This window comes from Methylobacter marinus A45 (genome assembly GCF_000383855.1).
Classification (GTDB): domain Bacteria; phylum Pseudomonadota; class Gammaproteobacteria; order Methylococcales; family Methylomonadaceae; genus Methylobacter; species Methylobacter marinus.
Map to the genome: position 1 here is coordinate 3,862,583 of NZ_KB912877.1, position 13,498 is coordinate 3,876,080.

Consider the following 13,498-nt stretch of genomic DNA (forward strand, 5'->3'; position numbering starts at 1 on the left):
CGTCGGCCGGCATGGGCGGGTGGGTGTTAGTGCAGCGCTTTACGGCTCAGCGTGCGCCAGGGCCGGCGCGACTGCCAGCGGCTCGGTTTCATGGCCGGCGCCACCTGCGGCCGGTGCCACTCGACCTGAACGCCGTCGATGACCGTGCCATACGTCCGGTAATGGCTGCGGCCGTCAAAGCCCTGGCCCTTGTAGCACGATGTCAGCTGCCGGGTGGCCTGCGTGGCCAGTACCGTGATGCAGGGCGCGTCGCCGAAGCGCGCGGTCACGATGGTAAAGCCCAGGGCGATCAGTTTTTCGGCCACCTGGGCGACTTGGCCGGGGTTCTGTTCATGAGGCATCATAAAACCCCCTTGTTGAACAGGTCGCGAGCCGTGCGGCGGCGGGTTTTCCAGCGGCGTTTGTCTTGCAGGGTTTCAAAAATCCCCGTGCAGCGATCCAGGAACAGGTCCAGGCTGGCGCGGCGGCCGGCGTGTTTCAGCAGTTCGTTATGCGGTCTGATCATCGTTAAAACTCCTGTACGCTATAGCCGGCCAGGCTGGGCAGTTCGCGCGGCATGGGCCGAACGGTAAAGGTTGGCGCGTCGCCGCTGATGTCCATGTCGACCACTTCAAAGCCTTGGCAGGCCAGTTTGCTGACGTGTTCGGCGAGTTCCGCCAATTGAGTGCTATCTGGTTGTGTCATTGGATTCGCTCCCACTTGTAGTGCCGGGGTGGCGCGCCGGATGCGCGCCGTCAGGTTGTTTAAAAACGTGTTCATGCATCCTCCTCGTCATCGGTTTCGGGGCCGAAATTCAGCGTGATCTGGGTGTCGGGCCGGACGACGACCGTCATTAAATACGCGGAGTTGCCGCCAGGGGCCGGGAGGCGCTCCAAAGAGCGCATTTCAACAAAGCCCGGCTGGTTTTGGTCGTATTGCACGCTCATGATTTCCGCCCTTCGGCGATGCCGGCAGCAATGTTCAGCAGGGCGGCCAGTTTTTCGGCCTGGTGCGCGTCCAGCGCGATAGTCTCCCGGCTGTGCTCGCTCTCAATGCTCAACAAAATGGTATCAATGTCGTTTCTAGGCTCAATGGACACGTCGGCATCGTCGGTCGAGATGCGCATCAAATAGTCTTTCATCATCGTATTTACCCCCCTCGGGTTGGTCTTCATTAGTTTGATTGGCTTTTTCATTTGTGCGGGCACCGCTGGCAAGCCTCCCACCAGGCCAGTTTGCTGGCGCCGCCGAAGGGCTTGGGGCCTCTGGAGCGGGTTTCGCATTCGCCGCGCTCGATCGTCCGGCCCACGTGCGGGCAGGACACGACATCGACGAACACGCGGGCGAATTTGTCTAACACATTGCCGGGTTCGCCGGGATAATTGCCGGTACAGACCGAGCGGACCGTCGGCTCGGATACGCCCAGCGCCACGGCCAGGGCCTTGGTGCCTATTTCGTCTCGCTTGGCCTTCATCAAGGCCAGTAAATCCTGTTCGTTCATAACTCTTCCTCTGCGTTTGGGTCGTAGATCGCTTGCTTGCGAATGACCGGAGCCTTAGGCCCCAGATCGTTCACCAGCGTGTAGCGGTAAACGCCGTTGCTTGTCAGCTTGCCGTCGTCAATCCGCTCGCGTTCCAATATGCCGGCATGTGATAAACGTCTTAAGTATTTGATTAAATTACTGTCTGGGCGTTTGTATTTGCCGTCATTCAAGGTCAGCAACAATTCCTGCAAAGTGGCTGACCGGTTCTTTCGGAGCATCCACCACGCTCGGGCGCGCAGCCCTTGGGTCCTGGTGCGTGGTGCGATCTGGCCGGCTTTCATCAAACATTGCCCCCCTTACGCAAGGCCTTCATGGCGTCTTCGCACAGCATGTATCCCTTCACGTCGGCAATCGTCAGCGCGTCTTTGCCCAGTCGGTCGGCCAGCGCCTCCAGCGTCGCGCAGGCGGACGTCAGGAGCCGGTAACGGCCGCGCGACTGCTGCAAGGCCAGTTCGGCGATGCCGTCATCAATGCCCACCTCGCACAGTTGATTCAGGTACAGCTTGCAGTCGTTCAGCGTCGCCGGCGTAAACTCCACCAGGGCGCTGATGCGGGTCGCGATGTGCGCCAGGCGGTGCTCGCCAAAGCGGTGCCGCTCGGACGTATGGCAGACCAGAATCATCAGGCTGCCGGCCTGTTCGCAGATGCGCCGCAGGTACTCGATGCACTCGGCTTTTTTGTCCAGGCCGTGCTGCGCCTCGTCCAGGATGATGGTCTGGCGACGCTGCACGAACAGTTCCTGGATGGCCTTTTGCTGGGCAAAGCGCGAACCGCCCGCGCAGCCCAATTCATACGCGATCAGCTCACGCAGGTACGCCACGCTCATGCCCGGCAGGCCCTCGATATGGATGGCGTTGCGCTCGCTGCCGAAGTGATCGACGAAGCGGCTTTTGCCGGTGCCTGGCTCCCCGGCCAGCAGAATGATCTTGGCCTCGCGGGCCGCCCCGTTCTCGACCGCCATAATGGAAGCCAGGCCGCGATCATGATTGGAAGTTTTGACGTATTGCAATTTCATTGATATATTCCTTCACTTATTGTTTTTGAGTGCCCATCATCTGGGCGGTTAATTGGCGGTCCCCACAAGGCCGCCGGTTAGCTTTCTCCGGTCTTCTCCCCATATAAAAAGTTGATGGTGTCGACGAAGCTTTTCGGCTCGTCGGGTTCTTCTCTGTTAAATTCCGCATCGATCACGACCCGCTTTAACGGCTCGGCGGTCTCGGCCGGCGTAAATTCCACGCGTTTCAGCGGTTCATGCTCAATGACCTCGCCCGGCGTGCGCGCGACGATCGTCTGGCGTTTCTTCTCCAGTCGCTGCAAGGCGGCCTTGGCCCGTTTTTCCTCGTCTGCCTGCTGGGCCGTTACCGCCATGTAGCGGGTCGCCTCGACAAACTCGGCCACGCAGATCGGCGCGCCCTTCATATCCTTGACCCAGACCTGCCGGTAATCGGCGATGTCATAAGCGACAATGACCTGCTTGCCGTTCCAGTGGCTCAGAATGTCCGGGTTGCGGTAGCGCATGCCGCCCCAGGGCGTCACCGTCTCGCGCGTGACTTTCACAACAACATGCGGCCTGAACGCGTCGATCATCTCCTGATCGTCCAGCGCCACCGGCTCCCAGCCGTCCGCGATGAACGCGTTCAGGGCCTCGCGTGGCGTCTGGTGCCGTCTTTTGCCGGTTTCGCTGTCGAATATTTTTTTCAGCGAGCGGTGCGGCCGGTCGTTGTACTCATGGCAGATCTGCACGATCCAGGCGCAGGCCTCGTCGAAACTCGCAAAGACATGGCCTTTGCCCATGGCTTCAATCTCGCGCTTTTTCTTTTCCCGCAAGGCCAGATCGCCGCTGTTGGCTGCCTTGACCATCTGCGCGGTCAGTTTCTTGACCCGCTTGAAGGTCAGGTCGTCCATGCGTTTTTTATTCTGGTACGTCGCCAGCTCGCGCGAGCGCTTGTCCAGATAGCTGGTATTGAAGTTTTCCGGGGTGCCGTTCGCCTGGCTGTTGCCGACCTCCGCCGGATGCGTCCAGGTAAAACCGAGCCGCTCTTCCAGTGAGTGCAGCGCCTTGGTGAACCGGTCGGAACCCCTGACCACCTTGGTGCTGTCCGTTTGCAGCCGGGCCGGAACCCCCAGCTCGCGCACAAAGTTTTCCAGGCCCTTGGCGATGACCGTGGCGTTTTCCGTCAGGCTGATGCCGGGGGTCGTGACGTAGCGCGTGGCGATGTCGCGAAAATGCCAGACTTCATAGGTCACGAACTCCCCGGTCACCGGATGCGGCGCCGAAAAGTGCGTGTTCCAGCCGTCGGCGTGCACCAATGAAGCCGGCGCCAGGCCTTCGGCGGTCCGATGCTGATAGAACCGGTGCGCCCGCAGCTGCGAGCCGGAATAGCGGCCGTTTAACAGGTCCTTCTGGCTGAACTTGTCACGAAACCAGGCGCACATGGCGTCATAGCCCGGTGCATCGGCGCCCAGCTGTGCCTCAAGCTGCGCATGCACCCAGGTGCGGTCCGGTCCTTGGGGCCGTTGCATCAAGGCCACGGCCAGCGTATGCCATGCCTTGATCGAGAGGTCCTTCTCGCGCTTCATCGGCGCGTAATGGCCGCGCTTTTTGAAGTTGCCCCGCCATTTCATATAGGTGTTGCGGTTCAGCCGGTTGCTGCTGCGGCGCTTTTCCCAGGCGTGCTCATACGACCAGCGCAGGGTGGGAGCCAGACGGTCGGCGTCGTATTCCTGATTCAGGAAGGTTAACGCCTTGGCCGTTGACAAGCCGCTGCCGTTTACGAAATCGACGATATTGCTGATCGCGCGATGGATCGTTAACTGTGCCGACGACAGCGGCGGCAGCTCGCTGCCGGGCAGCGTCAGGTCTCTGCGGGCGGTCGTCACGATGGCCGGGGCCTGTGGTTCGGCGCTGATCGCCTCGGGCGGCGCGACTTCCGGTTCGGCTGCCGCGCCGGATCTGGCGTCCAGTCGCTGGTTCATGACCGCCAGGCGGACGTCACTGGGTAAATCGGCCAGGGCGTACTCCTTTATATGATTGCCTGCTGCTGGCTTTTCCGTATATTTCCAGTCGCCCGCTTTTGCCATGCGCGAAATCGTGCTTTTGCTTTTACCGATCGCATCCTTTATCTCATCCAATGTGGCCGGCCTATTGATATTGCTCATGACTGAACGCCTGCGTTATCGGCGACCGTAACGACCACGGCATCACTCTCTTCGGTCGTCTGGCCGCCATCAGGCCGGCAAACCCATCGCCATTGCTTGGCCGCTCTCTCGGCCCGTTGCGCTGTTTGATAGCGACGGTTTAATAATCGAGTGAAGCTTTTTTCAGGGTGCGTATAACTGATATAGTGCTGTTCTATTGCATACATAGTTTCTGCCCTCAATGAATTGTCCACGGCTCCGTTACTCGGCCGCATCGTCCTTGTCCGGGCCGTTATGATCATTGACACGGCCGGTTCTTCTAGTAGACTGAATAGCGTGAAAGCCCTGAAGCTTGCGCTCCCCGGTGTCGTGATAACGGCTGGGCCAGATCACTTTGGGGTGAACGCCTAAGGCTTCGGCGATACGTTTTTCAGCGATTGGAAAACTGAAACGCAAGGCTTTGGAAAGCGTGCCGCCGCTTTTCAGGCCGTGATGCTCGGCTAGGGAGGCCAATGTCCAGCCCGCCTTGTGCAAGGCGGCGAGAATATCGGCAGGGTGCCAGTCCTGCGCGAGGGTTTCCTCGCCAGTGCTGGCATTTTTTTGGTCTTCTGTATTCATGTTGTGGAATCCTTAAAAAATAACTAACGAGTGAATATTTAACGCCAAATATGGCGTACTGTCAACGCATTTTGCGCAATATTTAGAGCGCAACGCTAACCAAATCTTACTACCTGGGTTTAATGTGAAAAATAACTATAAAAATCAAGAAATTGCATCATATAAAAATGCAACGCTAGATGATGCTCTTGTGCAACGCTACGCCATATATAGCGTTTCATGACGGTCGGGGAAAGATTAAAGCGATGGAGATCGCTTAAAAAGATAGGCCAAAAGGAAGCAAGCGCCATATCCGGGGTGTCATACAGTACATATCAAAAGTACGAACTGGATAGCAGCTTGCCTGGTGCTGAAGCAATAGAAGGCTTTATTCGCGCGGGAATCAACGCTAACTGGTTGCTGACTGGTCAAGGTGAAATGCTGCTGAGTGAAGCCGTCGGTGCAGCTGCTCCGCCTGGCGTCGCATCCATCAAGGAGCAGGAAAAGAAAATAGACGACTCAGAATTCGAACTGGTGCCGTATTTGGATATAGAAGCATCGGCGGGGAACGGCAGCCTGATTGATCAGGAGCTTCAGACCAGTCAGATGGCGTTCAGGCGGGACTGGCTGATTCAGCGTGGCCTGCAATCAAGCAAATGTACACTGATCAAAGCCAGGGGAGACAGCATGGAGCCGACGATCCACGACGGCGACCTGCTCCTGGTAGACCGGCGCATCGTCTCCATCAAGGATGACGCCATATATATAATAGAGTCGGAAAATCATCTGGTCGTTAAACGCGTCCAGCAGGCCCTGGACGGTTCGCTGATCATCATCAGCGACAATCCGCGTTATGAAAAGCAGGTCATCAGCCCGGAGCGGGCCAGGGAGTTAAAAATCACCGGCCGCGTCCGCTGGTACGGCCATGAAATTTGATTTATCGTTAAAGATTGGATAATTGCTGTGTCAAATAACGCACAAATTTGGTTTAAGCCGGCCAAATTTGTGCCAAATAACGCACAAATGAAAAAAACGCCAAAAATTCACTGAAGCCCAGTCGTTCCGCCACGTTCGGCCACATTCCGCATCATTCCGCTGATTCTCTGACTGTGCCAAATATATCCCCTCCTCACACTGCCTGCGCCCGGCTATCGACATTCTTTGACAAGCTGTTTCTGCAATTTCAGCCAATGCCTGAGCATGGTCTTTAAATGCTTCAATATTGTCTAACATTTCCTCGAACGCTTCGGGATTCTCAATGTTTAATTTACTCAGTTCGCCTGATGACCTTGCACATGCCAGCAAAGCCAGGCGCCGATGCATCCGCATGAGTCGCTGGCTGTTCGTTCCATTTCGTTAAGATCCGTTACTGTTAGGTGTAGTGGCTCGCATTCGAAACTGGCCGGGCTCGCAATATCTGCAAATGAGCTTACATTTTATTAGTGCAGGCTCTCATTAATTGCGACTAGAAAAGTGCTCACGAATCTTTGAAATAACAACGATAGTCAAATATCGACCCCTATGTGTAGATGCTAACTATGTGTAGTGCGATGATATTTGCTGGCTGAAAACCACAATCATATTGGCTTATAAGGAAGCCGAAAGCTTACCAGCTGAACATAGTTTTTGCTGTTGATCTGAAGCCGAAATCTCTCGCTTCGATACGCAGAGACTGGCTTGACTCAGAAAAGCTATAAATTTGGCACGAATCCAAGAGCCAAAATATAGAAAATAAGCGATTTCTTATCAAGTGATGCGCTGACGGTGCTCCCTCAGGAGCAGAAACTATGTATAGATGCTTTCGGCCCGATGCAAGAGCCGGCCTGCCGTCGATAGCTATAACTGCACATAGTTAGCATCTACACATAGGGGTCGCTATGTTAAGCTTAACATAGCGACCCGCTGCAGTCTTTCACTCGGATTTTTTGAATGGCAATAATTAGCAGTATAGCGGCCAGTTGCTGAGTTGCTTGGACACATCAGCTGTAAACAAAAGTATTAAAGTATTGAAGTTATCTGGATCTGGTTATCGTGAAAATGGCGTATGTTATCCCGTTTAGAGCCACAACATTTTCGGAAAAATTGTTTTGATGCTGTGGTGCAGTGTGTAAGATATGCAGATCTAGAGAATTACTTGTTATGTGTTTGATTAACTAAGGAGCGTGTTTTGGGGAAAGGGATAAAAATGGAATTCGCGAAAAAGAAAGATTCAGGTGATGCGGTCTTCCATGTCTCAAAATTACAGAAATCAGACAACGAAAATTTGGGTTGTAGGTATTGTGGAGCTGATATTCAGTATGTATCGGCTCATACTAGAGGTGCATCAAAAACGCCTGTATCAGCACACCTAAAACTATGGCAGGATGCAGAGCATAGAAATAGTTGCGGTTATTCAGTAAAAGGAGCTGTTGAATTTTTAGTTGCCGATTCAAAGTCCGTAGAAAACACCAACCCTATATTTGTGTTGCAGAATGATGGAAGCTATCTATTCAGAATGAACATCCTGATAGATGCACAAAAAGTAGCTCAGAACATAACAGAGTCTGGAGGTAGGTTCGAATCTAGTGAGCATTTATCAACTCGAAGAAACTACATTCGTTCTGAGGAACAGTTAGCCTCTTATTTTCGCTCCGCTGCTGGAATAGTCAAGTTAAGGTCGCTGATTCAAGAGTCCTCTGATGTTGAAGAGCTAAAAAGGCTCGTAAAAATTCAGTATAAAAATGGCTTCATTTCCTGGAATGACTTTTACTATGACGACACGAGATATCATATACTGTTTAACAGGCTGGCAAAAGGAAACCTTCCGCATCCAGTTGCTGTAAGTGTCACGCTAAAAGGAACGGTTGGGCTTAACAAGGAAGCCAGATATTTTCCATGGAGTTTTCAGTGCTACAGCCAGATAAATGAAGAGAATAAAAAAAGGCGTGTATATATCCCTAGGCTGCAACTAGCCAAAGAGAGCTTACATAGATCGATGTCGGATGGTGAAACATTCTTAATTGTTGGTGATGCTTGGTCAAATAAAGTAAAAGATGATTTCTCAATCTTCAGGAGTTTTAACATCTCTGTTTATAATAAATCACAGTTCAAGAAAGAATTGGATGCAGAGTAAATACATAACAAGCAACTGCAGCGGATCGAATTTCGCTGCGCTGAGTTGAACGTTATGAGCAAGGAGAGAAAATGAAGAAATATATATTAGCTTTGGTAGTCCTAATACTTACCCCTACTTGGGCTGTGGCAGAGGATGGAGCATCGCTTCTGCTAGAGGGGTCTTTAGGAAGTTTGATCGCACTTAGAGACAATTTTTTCATCGAGTATAGTGATCAAGTGTCAGATGGTTGCCTTTCTCAGCCCTCAAAAATGAAAGACAAGATGGAGCTTGTACTTAGACAAAATGGTTTCTCAATTGCCGCAGAGGAATCATTTCTTCCAAATAAAATAACTATTACAGCTTTGGGGTTTGCAACAAATTCATCTTCCTGTGCTGTGCACCTTGATGCCAACTTCGTGTTTTGGGGTAGTGTGGTCGTGCCATATGCTCAAACAGTACCTGATGGGCCGAACACCCTAGCGCCAATTACTTTTCCAATTGGTAGCATCATATTGACCGGAAGCAAAAGTAGCATGCAAGAAAGGATTGAAACGCAAATCAAAGAGTTTGCTGAAGGTTTATATTTGAGTATTTCCCGCGCCAAAGATGACGTAAAGAAAAAATTCCCACAGATTCTAGAGTATCAAGCTCAACAAAAGGCGCAGAAAAAATAAACTCATAACAAGCGGCTCCACCGGACAAATTTTATTGTCACCTTTTTTGTTCCAAAAAAGCCGCCAACAAAATTTGCTCGGTGAGCCGGGCGTTATGCTTCTAGAATGAAGGATGGAAATTATTATTGTTGATTGGAAAATAATTGAGTCAGAAGAAGATTTTTACTCAAGTTTTCTGCCTCAAGTTAAAGCACCTGTTTGACATGGGCATGATCTTGACGCTCTCAATGACAGCCTGGCTACTGGCCAAATAATAAAATTGAACTACCATTACCTTAGTTAATAAAAACACCAGTGAGTCAAGGGGAATGGAAGTTGTCGTTCAGTAATAAAAACATAACAAACGCGTCAATTGGGACTGGTTTTCCGCTGGCGCTCCAAACCAGCCCATTACGCTTGCGTTAGGCGAAGTATGAGCATCGATTTAGAGATAGAAACACTTGAAAAGTGGATTTCACATCTTCCGAAGATAGGTATGGAAACCTTAGGTGGCGATGGTAAGCCAATGTATATATTGGATTTCATAATCATAGGCGTTATCAAACGTTCGCTGAGCTTAGCAAGCGGGCTGCATGATTTAGTCAAATCTAAGAACATGACTTGTTGTCGTGCCATTGTGAGAATGGAACTAGATACCGTAAGCCGATTATTGGCATACACATATGTTGATGAGCCATCTGAAATGGCAAAGTCTATTATTAGTGGCAAAGCACTTAGTTCATTTAAGTGTCGTGATGGCAAGCAACTCCGAGATGGCTATCTAATCGACAAGATGAGTGAAAAACATCCTTGGGTTAAGGATGTATATAAGTATACATCAGGCTATGTACACTTTTCTGAAAGGCAGGTTTTCGATTCAATTTGTTCGCTAGGCGATGATGAAGAAAGAACTGTTACATTCCAAGTCAGCAAAGAAGATAATAATTTCCCAGAAGAAAGCTGGATAGAAATCGTGGCCTGTTTCAATGAAATGTTGTCCATTTTAGGTGAACTTCTTGTCACATACAGGAACGAATTAAAGCAGGCCAAGGCGTGACAAAGTGCGCCTAACAAACGTCTGCACCGGACAAATTTCCGCTGTCACCTTTTGTGCAAAAACACGCACAAAAGGTGACAGCGGAAATTTGTCTGGTGAGCCGGGCGTTATGTCGAATAATGACTAAGCGGCGAAAAATATTTTTTGGGCGTGGGATGATCCTGTCGTTCCTGGCATTGGGGTATGCCGGAATAAGTGTTGTTTTTTACTCGTGGCTTAACGCAGCCAATTCTGAACGTTGGTCTGCTACAAAAGCTGGATTATGGGCTGGTGGAGCACTATTATCAGCAGTGTTGTTTGTTTGCCTGTTTGTTTACTGTTTGAGGGCTTTAATTAAAAATGCGAACCAAGCATACAGGAATGAAAAAAGTTCAACATAACACAGCGCTCAAGGTGACGCTCCGCTTCACTACGCGCCCCTTAGCTTTGCGTTAGGCATTCAAAAGTTAGCACATCAAAACAGACGAAGGTTACAATGTTTTCAATTAAGAACGCTTACGAGATTTAGTTGTGGCGCAATTAATAGTACTTTTATTATTCTGTTGCATCTTTTATCCAACTTTACGGGCAATAGTAGCTCTTGTAATTGTAATTTGGTATTTTGGCTGGCAGATTGTACTCGGAATGTTTATGTTTATGTTTATATCATTAATAATCGTAAATACGGATTTAGCCTTTTCAACTCAGACTGATAAAAAGCAAGGTAAACCTCCCAAATTAACTAGAGAACAACAACTTTGTTATAGGTGGGCAACTGAGCATAAATTTTGGCGAAACTCAATTCGAGATGAAGCAACATTTTTAAAGATTTTGAATAATCCAAAAGTAAAATTGGAAAAACAGTATAAAAATTATTTACAGAAAAAAGAGCATGAATCGCGATAAGGCGCAAAATGCTTACCAACGCATCATCAAAGGGGTCAGACACTGAGGTATCCCCAGAAAATATCGATAGAAAACAAAATGTTCTGAGGTATTTTGCCCCACTAAACTCTCAAGTGGCGCTAAAATAGGATTTTCTTCCCAAAAAAGCATCAGCGGGAGAGTCTTATGTCGCTCGTTAACACCCTGCATACCTTGTTAAAACAATCACTCCCCAACCTTCATGGCGCCCGCCTCAAAAGGCTAGTGGGGTCAGGTCTAGTTTAGTAGTGTTGTTTACAAATCATCAAGGTTGAACAGCCAGCCCCCCCCTGACAAATCCCGGAGTGCGGAATTACCGTGCTGGGCATTTCAAAACTCTTCGCTTTGAAAAAAAGGAGCGGGTTGAATTATAAAATAAACCCGGCTCATTTATTTCTCATTTCCAAAAAAGCTGTGAATCTAGACCTGACCCTTCTGCCGGTCTCCGAATGGAAATTGGCTCTTATACGCACGAGGATTCGATTATAGGCGCGGAACTCTATTGGCGATATATCAAAACCTCCGATACAAGAAGATATAGCGTTAGTGTTTTGATGGCATGCGCTAAATTTATTGCCCAGAATGAAGTAATCAAGGATTATATATAGAAAACTATTTAGTTAGTTATTGGACTTTTACAACAAAGATAAATCGCATGGACACAAAAAGACTTACATCTATTGCCGGCGATGTGGCAATCGGAATATTTGTTCCAGATTATGTCAGAGCCATATACTCAGCTTTATCGGACTCGCAGAGCGACGTGAAAGCGGCCGAATCCAAAGGCATTCCTACTCTTGAGGAAGAAGCGCGAAAGCAGCAGATACTCATGGAATTTCAAGCCCACCAAGCTCGTGTCGCTCAGGAACTTGCTATAGCTGAGCGAATTTCGGTGTCGAGCGAGGTTGAAATTGAGGAGTATTATGACATATCGGGAAAGGGGCACGCAGGGGCCAAAGCTGAAAAGGAAGCAGTTTCATTTGGTGTTGGTGGAGAAGGGCGTCGCGTAACAAAGCGGATTATCCGTTTTTCTGGATGGAACACATCTGAACTATCCGAGGGCGAGGCCCAACCAGACATTCAACTCAACAGCCCTGCCTCCGACGGGCCTGCGGGTTAATTTGAGCGTTAGGCGCTTATATGCACAAGGGCACTCGAATAACTTTCTTACCCGTAAAAAAGAGCAGTAGAAGGCTCGGAAAGGCGAAAAGCCCGCGATTCACTTGATTTTACCCCGACAAAGAACTTTTCACGATATGACTAGAACACATCCGCCAATGGACTCTGAAAGGTTGTCTTATTACCATTATGGTGTATGCATCCTTGACCATGTATTATGCGAGGAAAATGAAATAGTATTCTCGGATTTTCTTCGCCTCAAAAAAATTAAAGATATATCAGATCCTCTTGGGGTTTATGTGCTTGGTGAAGATGCGATTAACAGCTCAAAGGCATTGTCCGGGCGAGAATGGAACGCGAAGATTAGTGAAGATAGAAATTCTATTTTTCCGCCATTTAGCCCCGATATCATGGATATCGGAGGCTATAGCCTGCCCCACTACCGAGTGCGTGAACATTCCGACTGTGTATTAGAAAGTGGTTATGCTGAGAATGATCCACGAATTTGGAACAGCCGCTATCAAGAAGTCCGTGACCAGATAGTTCGAGCAGTAACGTCCATAAGGTTGCTTCATCATTCCCCTATAAGATGTCTAGGACCTATTACGTGTGATACTCATCCAGCAGTGCAACATTCGCTACCTGCGTCACCTACTATTGGTGTACCTGCTATTGGTGGAAGTAGTTCTTATCACGAGCAACTTTTTGGTAGCATTCAGGCTGGCATGTTCGTAGAGATTGATAAAAATAGCGCGAAAATTGTGAAACAACTTTTTGTTGCACTGGGGTACAAACTCCCACCATGGCTGCAAATTTCACTTGAGAGATTAAACATGGCCTACTCGAGACCAGCCACTCGGGATCAATTGATCGACGTAATGATTGGCTTAGAGGCGCTCTACTTGTATGGTCTTAATGCAGAGCTAAAGTTTCGGCTTGCCATGCGAGCCGCTGCTCATCAAGAAACAGATTCAGACATGCGTTGGAATAAATATAGAGAAGTATGCTTCCTTTATGATGCACGGAGCAGAATTGTGCATGGAGGAACAGCAGAGCTTGTCTCGCTTTTAAGAAAGGCAAGTAGTCCGTTTGGAACCGTCGAAGAATTAATATCTTCTTCCAGAGAAATTCTGCGCAAGGGATGCTGTAAAGTCTTGCTCGATTATAAGTGTGCTGATGGTCTGGGTAAGGATTTTCAAGATGGATTAGATAAGATTGTATTGTGTCACTAAATGCCACTGGTTCAGCACCTAATGGTCCGCGTTCATCGTCCGGCGACAAATCGTTTTTTGTTCAAGTTACTGCAAAATCTACGAATCAAAGGGGTCAGACTCTGATGTATCCCCACAAATTATTCTTTCTCCAATTTTTCAAAATAGCCGACTAACAGGGCTTGCGCCAGCTCTAAATAATCAT

The 13,498-nt window shown here is 49.4% G+C and carries 18 protein-coding genes; 7 read left to right on the top strand and 11 right to left on the bottom strand.

Annotated features, from left to right (window positions below; genetic code table 11):
* Positions 1-26: 26 nt before the first annotated feature.
* From METMA_RS0118240 to METMA_RS25060, 11 genes are all read right to left on the bottom strand, one after another.
* Entirely contained in the window at positions 27-344 is a 318-nt protein-coding gene (locus METMA_RS0118240; protein ID WP_020160553.1) for a hypothetical protein, read from the bottom strand.
* A complete protein-coding gene (locus METMA_RS27160) occupies positions 341-505 on the bottom strand; it encodes a hypothetical protein (protein WP_020160554.1) in 165 nt (54 codons plus the stop codon). Before METMA_RS27160 ends, METMA_RS0118240 begins: the two co-directional genes overlap by 4 nt.
* A 2-nt stretch (positions 506-507) precedes the next feature.
* Positions 508-759: a hypothetical protein gene (locus METMA_RS0118250; protein ID WP_020160555.1), complete on the bottom strand. Its 252-nt coding sequence runs from the start codon at positions 757-759 to the stop codon at positions 508-510.
* Positions 756-926 (bottom strand): hypothetical protein, encoded by a 171-nt coding sequence (locus tag METMA_RS27165; RefSeq protein ID WP_020160556.1) that lies wholly within the window; start codon positions 924-926, stop codon positions 756-758. Before METMA_RS27165 ends, METMA_RS0118250 begins: the two co-directional genes overlap by 4 nt.
* The gene (locus METMA_RS25055; RefSeq protein ID WP_040590677.1) at positions 923-1,123 is read right to left on the bottom strand and encodes a hypothetical protein; all 201 of its coding nucleotides are present in this window, start codon (positions 1,121-1,123) and stop codon (positions 923-925) included. Before METMA_RS25055 ends, METMA_RS27165 begins: the two co-directional genes overlap by 4 nt.
* A 47-nt stretch (positions 1,124-1,170) precedes the next feature.
* Positions 1,171-1,479, bottom strand: a complete 309-nt coding sequence (locus tag METMA_RS0118265) for a hypothetical protein (RefSeq protein WP_020160558.1) — start codon at positions 1,477-1,479, stop codon at positions 1,171-1,173.
* Positions 1,476-1,739, bottom strand: coding sequence for a hypothetical protein (locus METMA_RS0118270; RefSeq protein ID WP_156830549.1), 264 nt, complete (start codon positions 1,737-1,739; stop codon positions 1,476-1,478). Before METMA_RS0118270 ends, METMA_RS0118265 begins: the two co-directional genes overlap by 4 nt.
* Positions 1,740-1,801: 62 nt before the next feature.
* A complete protein-coding gene (locus METMA_RS0118275) occupies positions 1,802-2,536 on the bottom strand; it encodes an ATP-binding protein (protein WP_020160560.1) in 735 nt (244 codons plus the stop codon).
* 77 nt (positions 2,537-2,613) lie between these two features.
* Complete coding sequence (locus METMA_RS0118280) at positions 2,614-4,680, bottom strand: Mu transposase C-terminal domain-containing protein (RefSeq protein ID WP_020160561.1); 2,067 nt, start codon at positions 4,678-4,680, stop codon at positions 2,614-2,616.
* Entirely contained in the window at positions 4,677-4,886 is a 210-nt protein-coding gene (locus METMA_RS0118285; protein WP_020160562.1) for a hypothetical protein, read from the bottom strand. Before METMA_RS0118285 ends, METMA_RS0118280 begins: the two co-directional genes overlap by 4 nt.
* Positions 4,887-4,920: 34 nt before the next feature.
* Positions 4,921-5,277 (bottom strand): helix-turn-helix domain-containing protein, encoded by a 357-nt coding sequence (locus METMA_RS25060; RefSeq protein WP_020160563.1) that lies wholly within the window; start codon positions 5,275-5,277, stop codon positions 4,921-4,923.
* 339 nt (positions 5,278-5,616) lie between these two features.
* Here METMA_RS25060 and METMA_RS25065 point away from each other — a divergent pair, with 339 nt between their 5' ends.
* The 7 genes from METMA_RS25065 to METMA_RS27170 all read left to right on the top strand — a co-directional run bounded on the left by METMA_RS25065 (position 5,617) and on the right by METMA_RS27170 (position 13,314).
* Positions 5,617-6,192 (top strand): S24 family peptidase, encoded by a 576-nt coding sequence (locus METMA_RS25065; RefSeq protein WP_198014543.1) that lies wholly within the window; start codon positions 5,617-5,619, stop codon positions 6,190-6,192.
* Positions 6,193-7,441: 1,249 nt separating this feature from the next.
* Positions 7,442-8,368 carry a hypothetical protein gene (locus METMA_RS0118305; protein WP_156830550.1) on the top strand — a complete coding sequence of 309 codons (927 nt, stop codon included), beginning with the start codon at positions 7,442-7,444 and terminating at the stop codon, positions 8,366-8,368.
* Positions 8,369-8,439: 71 nt separating this feature from the next.
* Positions 8,440-9,024, top strand: a complete 585-nt coding sequence (locus METMA_RS0118310) for a hypothetical protein (RefSeq protein ID WP_020160567.1) — start codon at positions 8,440-8,442, stop codon at positions 9,022-9,024.
* Between the two features lie 412 nt (positions 9,025-9,436).
* Positions 9,437-10,060 carry a hypothetical protein gene (locus METMA_RS0118315; RefSeq protein WP_020160568.1) on the top strand — a complete coding sequence of 208 codons (624 nt, stop codon included), beginning with the start codon at positions 9,437-9,439 and terminating at the stop codon, positions 10,058-10,060.
* Between the two features lie 510 nt (positions 10,061-10,570).
* Positions 10,571-10,945: a hypothetical protein gene (locus METMA_RS25070; protein WP_156830551.1), complete on the top strand. Its 375-nt coding sequence runs from the start codon at positions 10,571-10,573 to the stop codon at positions 10,943-10,945.
* A gap of 673 nt (positions 10,946-11,618) precedes the next feature.
* Complete coding sequence (locus METMA_RS25075; RefSeq protein WP_020160569.1) at positions 11,619-12,083, top strand: hypothetical protein; 465 nt, start codon at positions 11,619-11,621, stop codon at positions 12,081-12,083.
* 136 nt (positions 12,084-12,219) lie between these two features.
* Entirely contained in the window at positions 12,220-13,314 is a 1,095-nt protein-coding gene (locus tag METMA_RS27170) for a HEPN domain-containing protein (protein WP_156830552.1), read from the top strand.
* Positions 13,315-13,498 lie beyond the last annotated feature (184 nt).

What these genes read in the sequence shown, in the direction of transcription:
- METMA_RS0118280 (WP_020160561.1), bottom strand. Translation starts at nt 4,680, where the DNA reads ATGAGCAATATCAATAGGCCGGCCACATTGGATGAGATAAAGGATGCG.
- METMA_RS0118285 (WP_020160562.1), bottom strand. Translation starts at nt 4,886, where the DNA reads ATGTATGCAATAGAACAGCACTATATCAGTTATACGCACCCTGAAAAA.
- METMA_RS0118265 (WP_020160558.1), bottom strand. Translation starts at nt 1,479, where the DNA reads ATGAACGAACAGGATTTACTGGCCTTGATGAAGGCCAAGCGAGACGAA.
- METMA_RS25055 (WP_040590677.1), bottom strand. Translation starts at nt 1,123, where the DNA reads ATGATGAAAGACTATTTGATGCGCATCTCGACCGACGATGCCGACGTG.
- METMA_RS27160 (WP_020160554.1), bottom strand. Translation starts at nt 505, where the DNA reads ATGATCAGACCGCATAACGAACTGCTGAAACACGCCGGCCGCCGCGCC.
- METMA_RS27170 (WP_156830552.1), top strand. Translation starts at nt 12,220, where the DNA reads ATGACTAGAACACATCCGCCAATGGACTCTGAAAGGTTGTCTTATTAC.
- METMA_RS0118275 (WP_020160560.1), bottom strand. Translation starts at nt 2,536, where the DNA reads ATGAAATTGCAATACGTCAAAACTTCCAATCATGATCGCGGCCTGGCT.
- METMA_RS27165 (WP_020160556.1), bottom strand. Translation starts at nt 926, where the DNA reads ATGAGCGTGCAATACGACCAAAACCAGCCGGGCTTTGTTGAAATGCGC.
- METMA_RS25075 (WP_020160569.1), top strand. Translation starts at nt 11,619, where the DNA reads ATGGACACAAAAAGACTTACATCTATTGCCGGCGATGTGGCAATCGGA.
- METMA_RS0118270 (WP_156830549.1), bottom strand. Translation starts at nt 1,739, where the DNA reads ATGCTCCGAAAGAACCGGTCAGCCACTTTGCAGGAATTGTTGCTGACC.
- METMA_RS0118315 (WP_020160568.1), top strand. Translation starts at nt 9,437, where the DNA reads ATGAGCATCGATTTAGAGATAGAAACACTTGAAAAGTGGATTTCACAT.
- METMA_RS0118310 (WP_020160567.1), top strand. Translation starts at nt 8,440, where the DNA reads ATGAAGAAATATATATTAGCTTTGGTAGTCCTAATACTTACCCCTACT.
- METMA_RS0118240 (WP_020160553.1), bottom strand. Translation starts at nt 344, where the DNA reads ATGATGCCTCATGAACAGAACCCCGGCCAAGTCGCCCAGGTGGCCGAA.
- METMA_RS0118305 (WP_156830550.1), top strand. Translation starts at nt 7,442, where the DNA reads ATGGAATTCGCGAAAAAGAAAGATTCAGGTGATGCGGTCTTCCATGTC.
- METMA_RS0118250 (WP_020160555.1), bottom strand. Translation starts at nt 759, where the DNA reads ATGAACACGTTTTTAAACAACCTGACGGCGCGCATCCGGCGCGCCACC.
- METMA_RS25060 (WP_020160563.1), bottom strand. Translation starts at nt 5,277, where the DNA reads ATGAATACAGAAGACCAAAAAAATGCCAGCACTGGCGAGGAAACCCTC.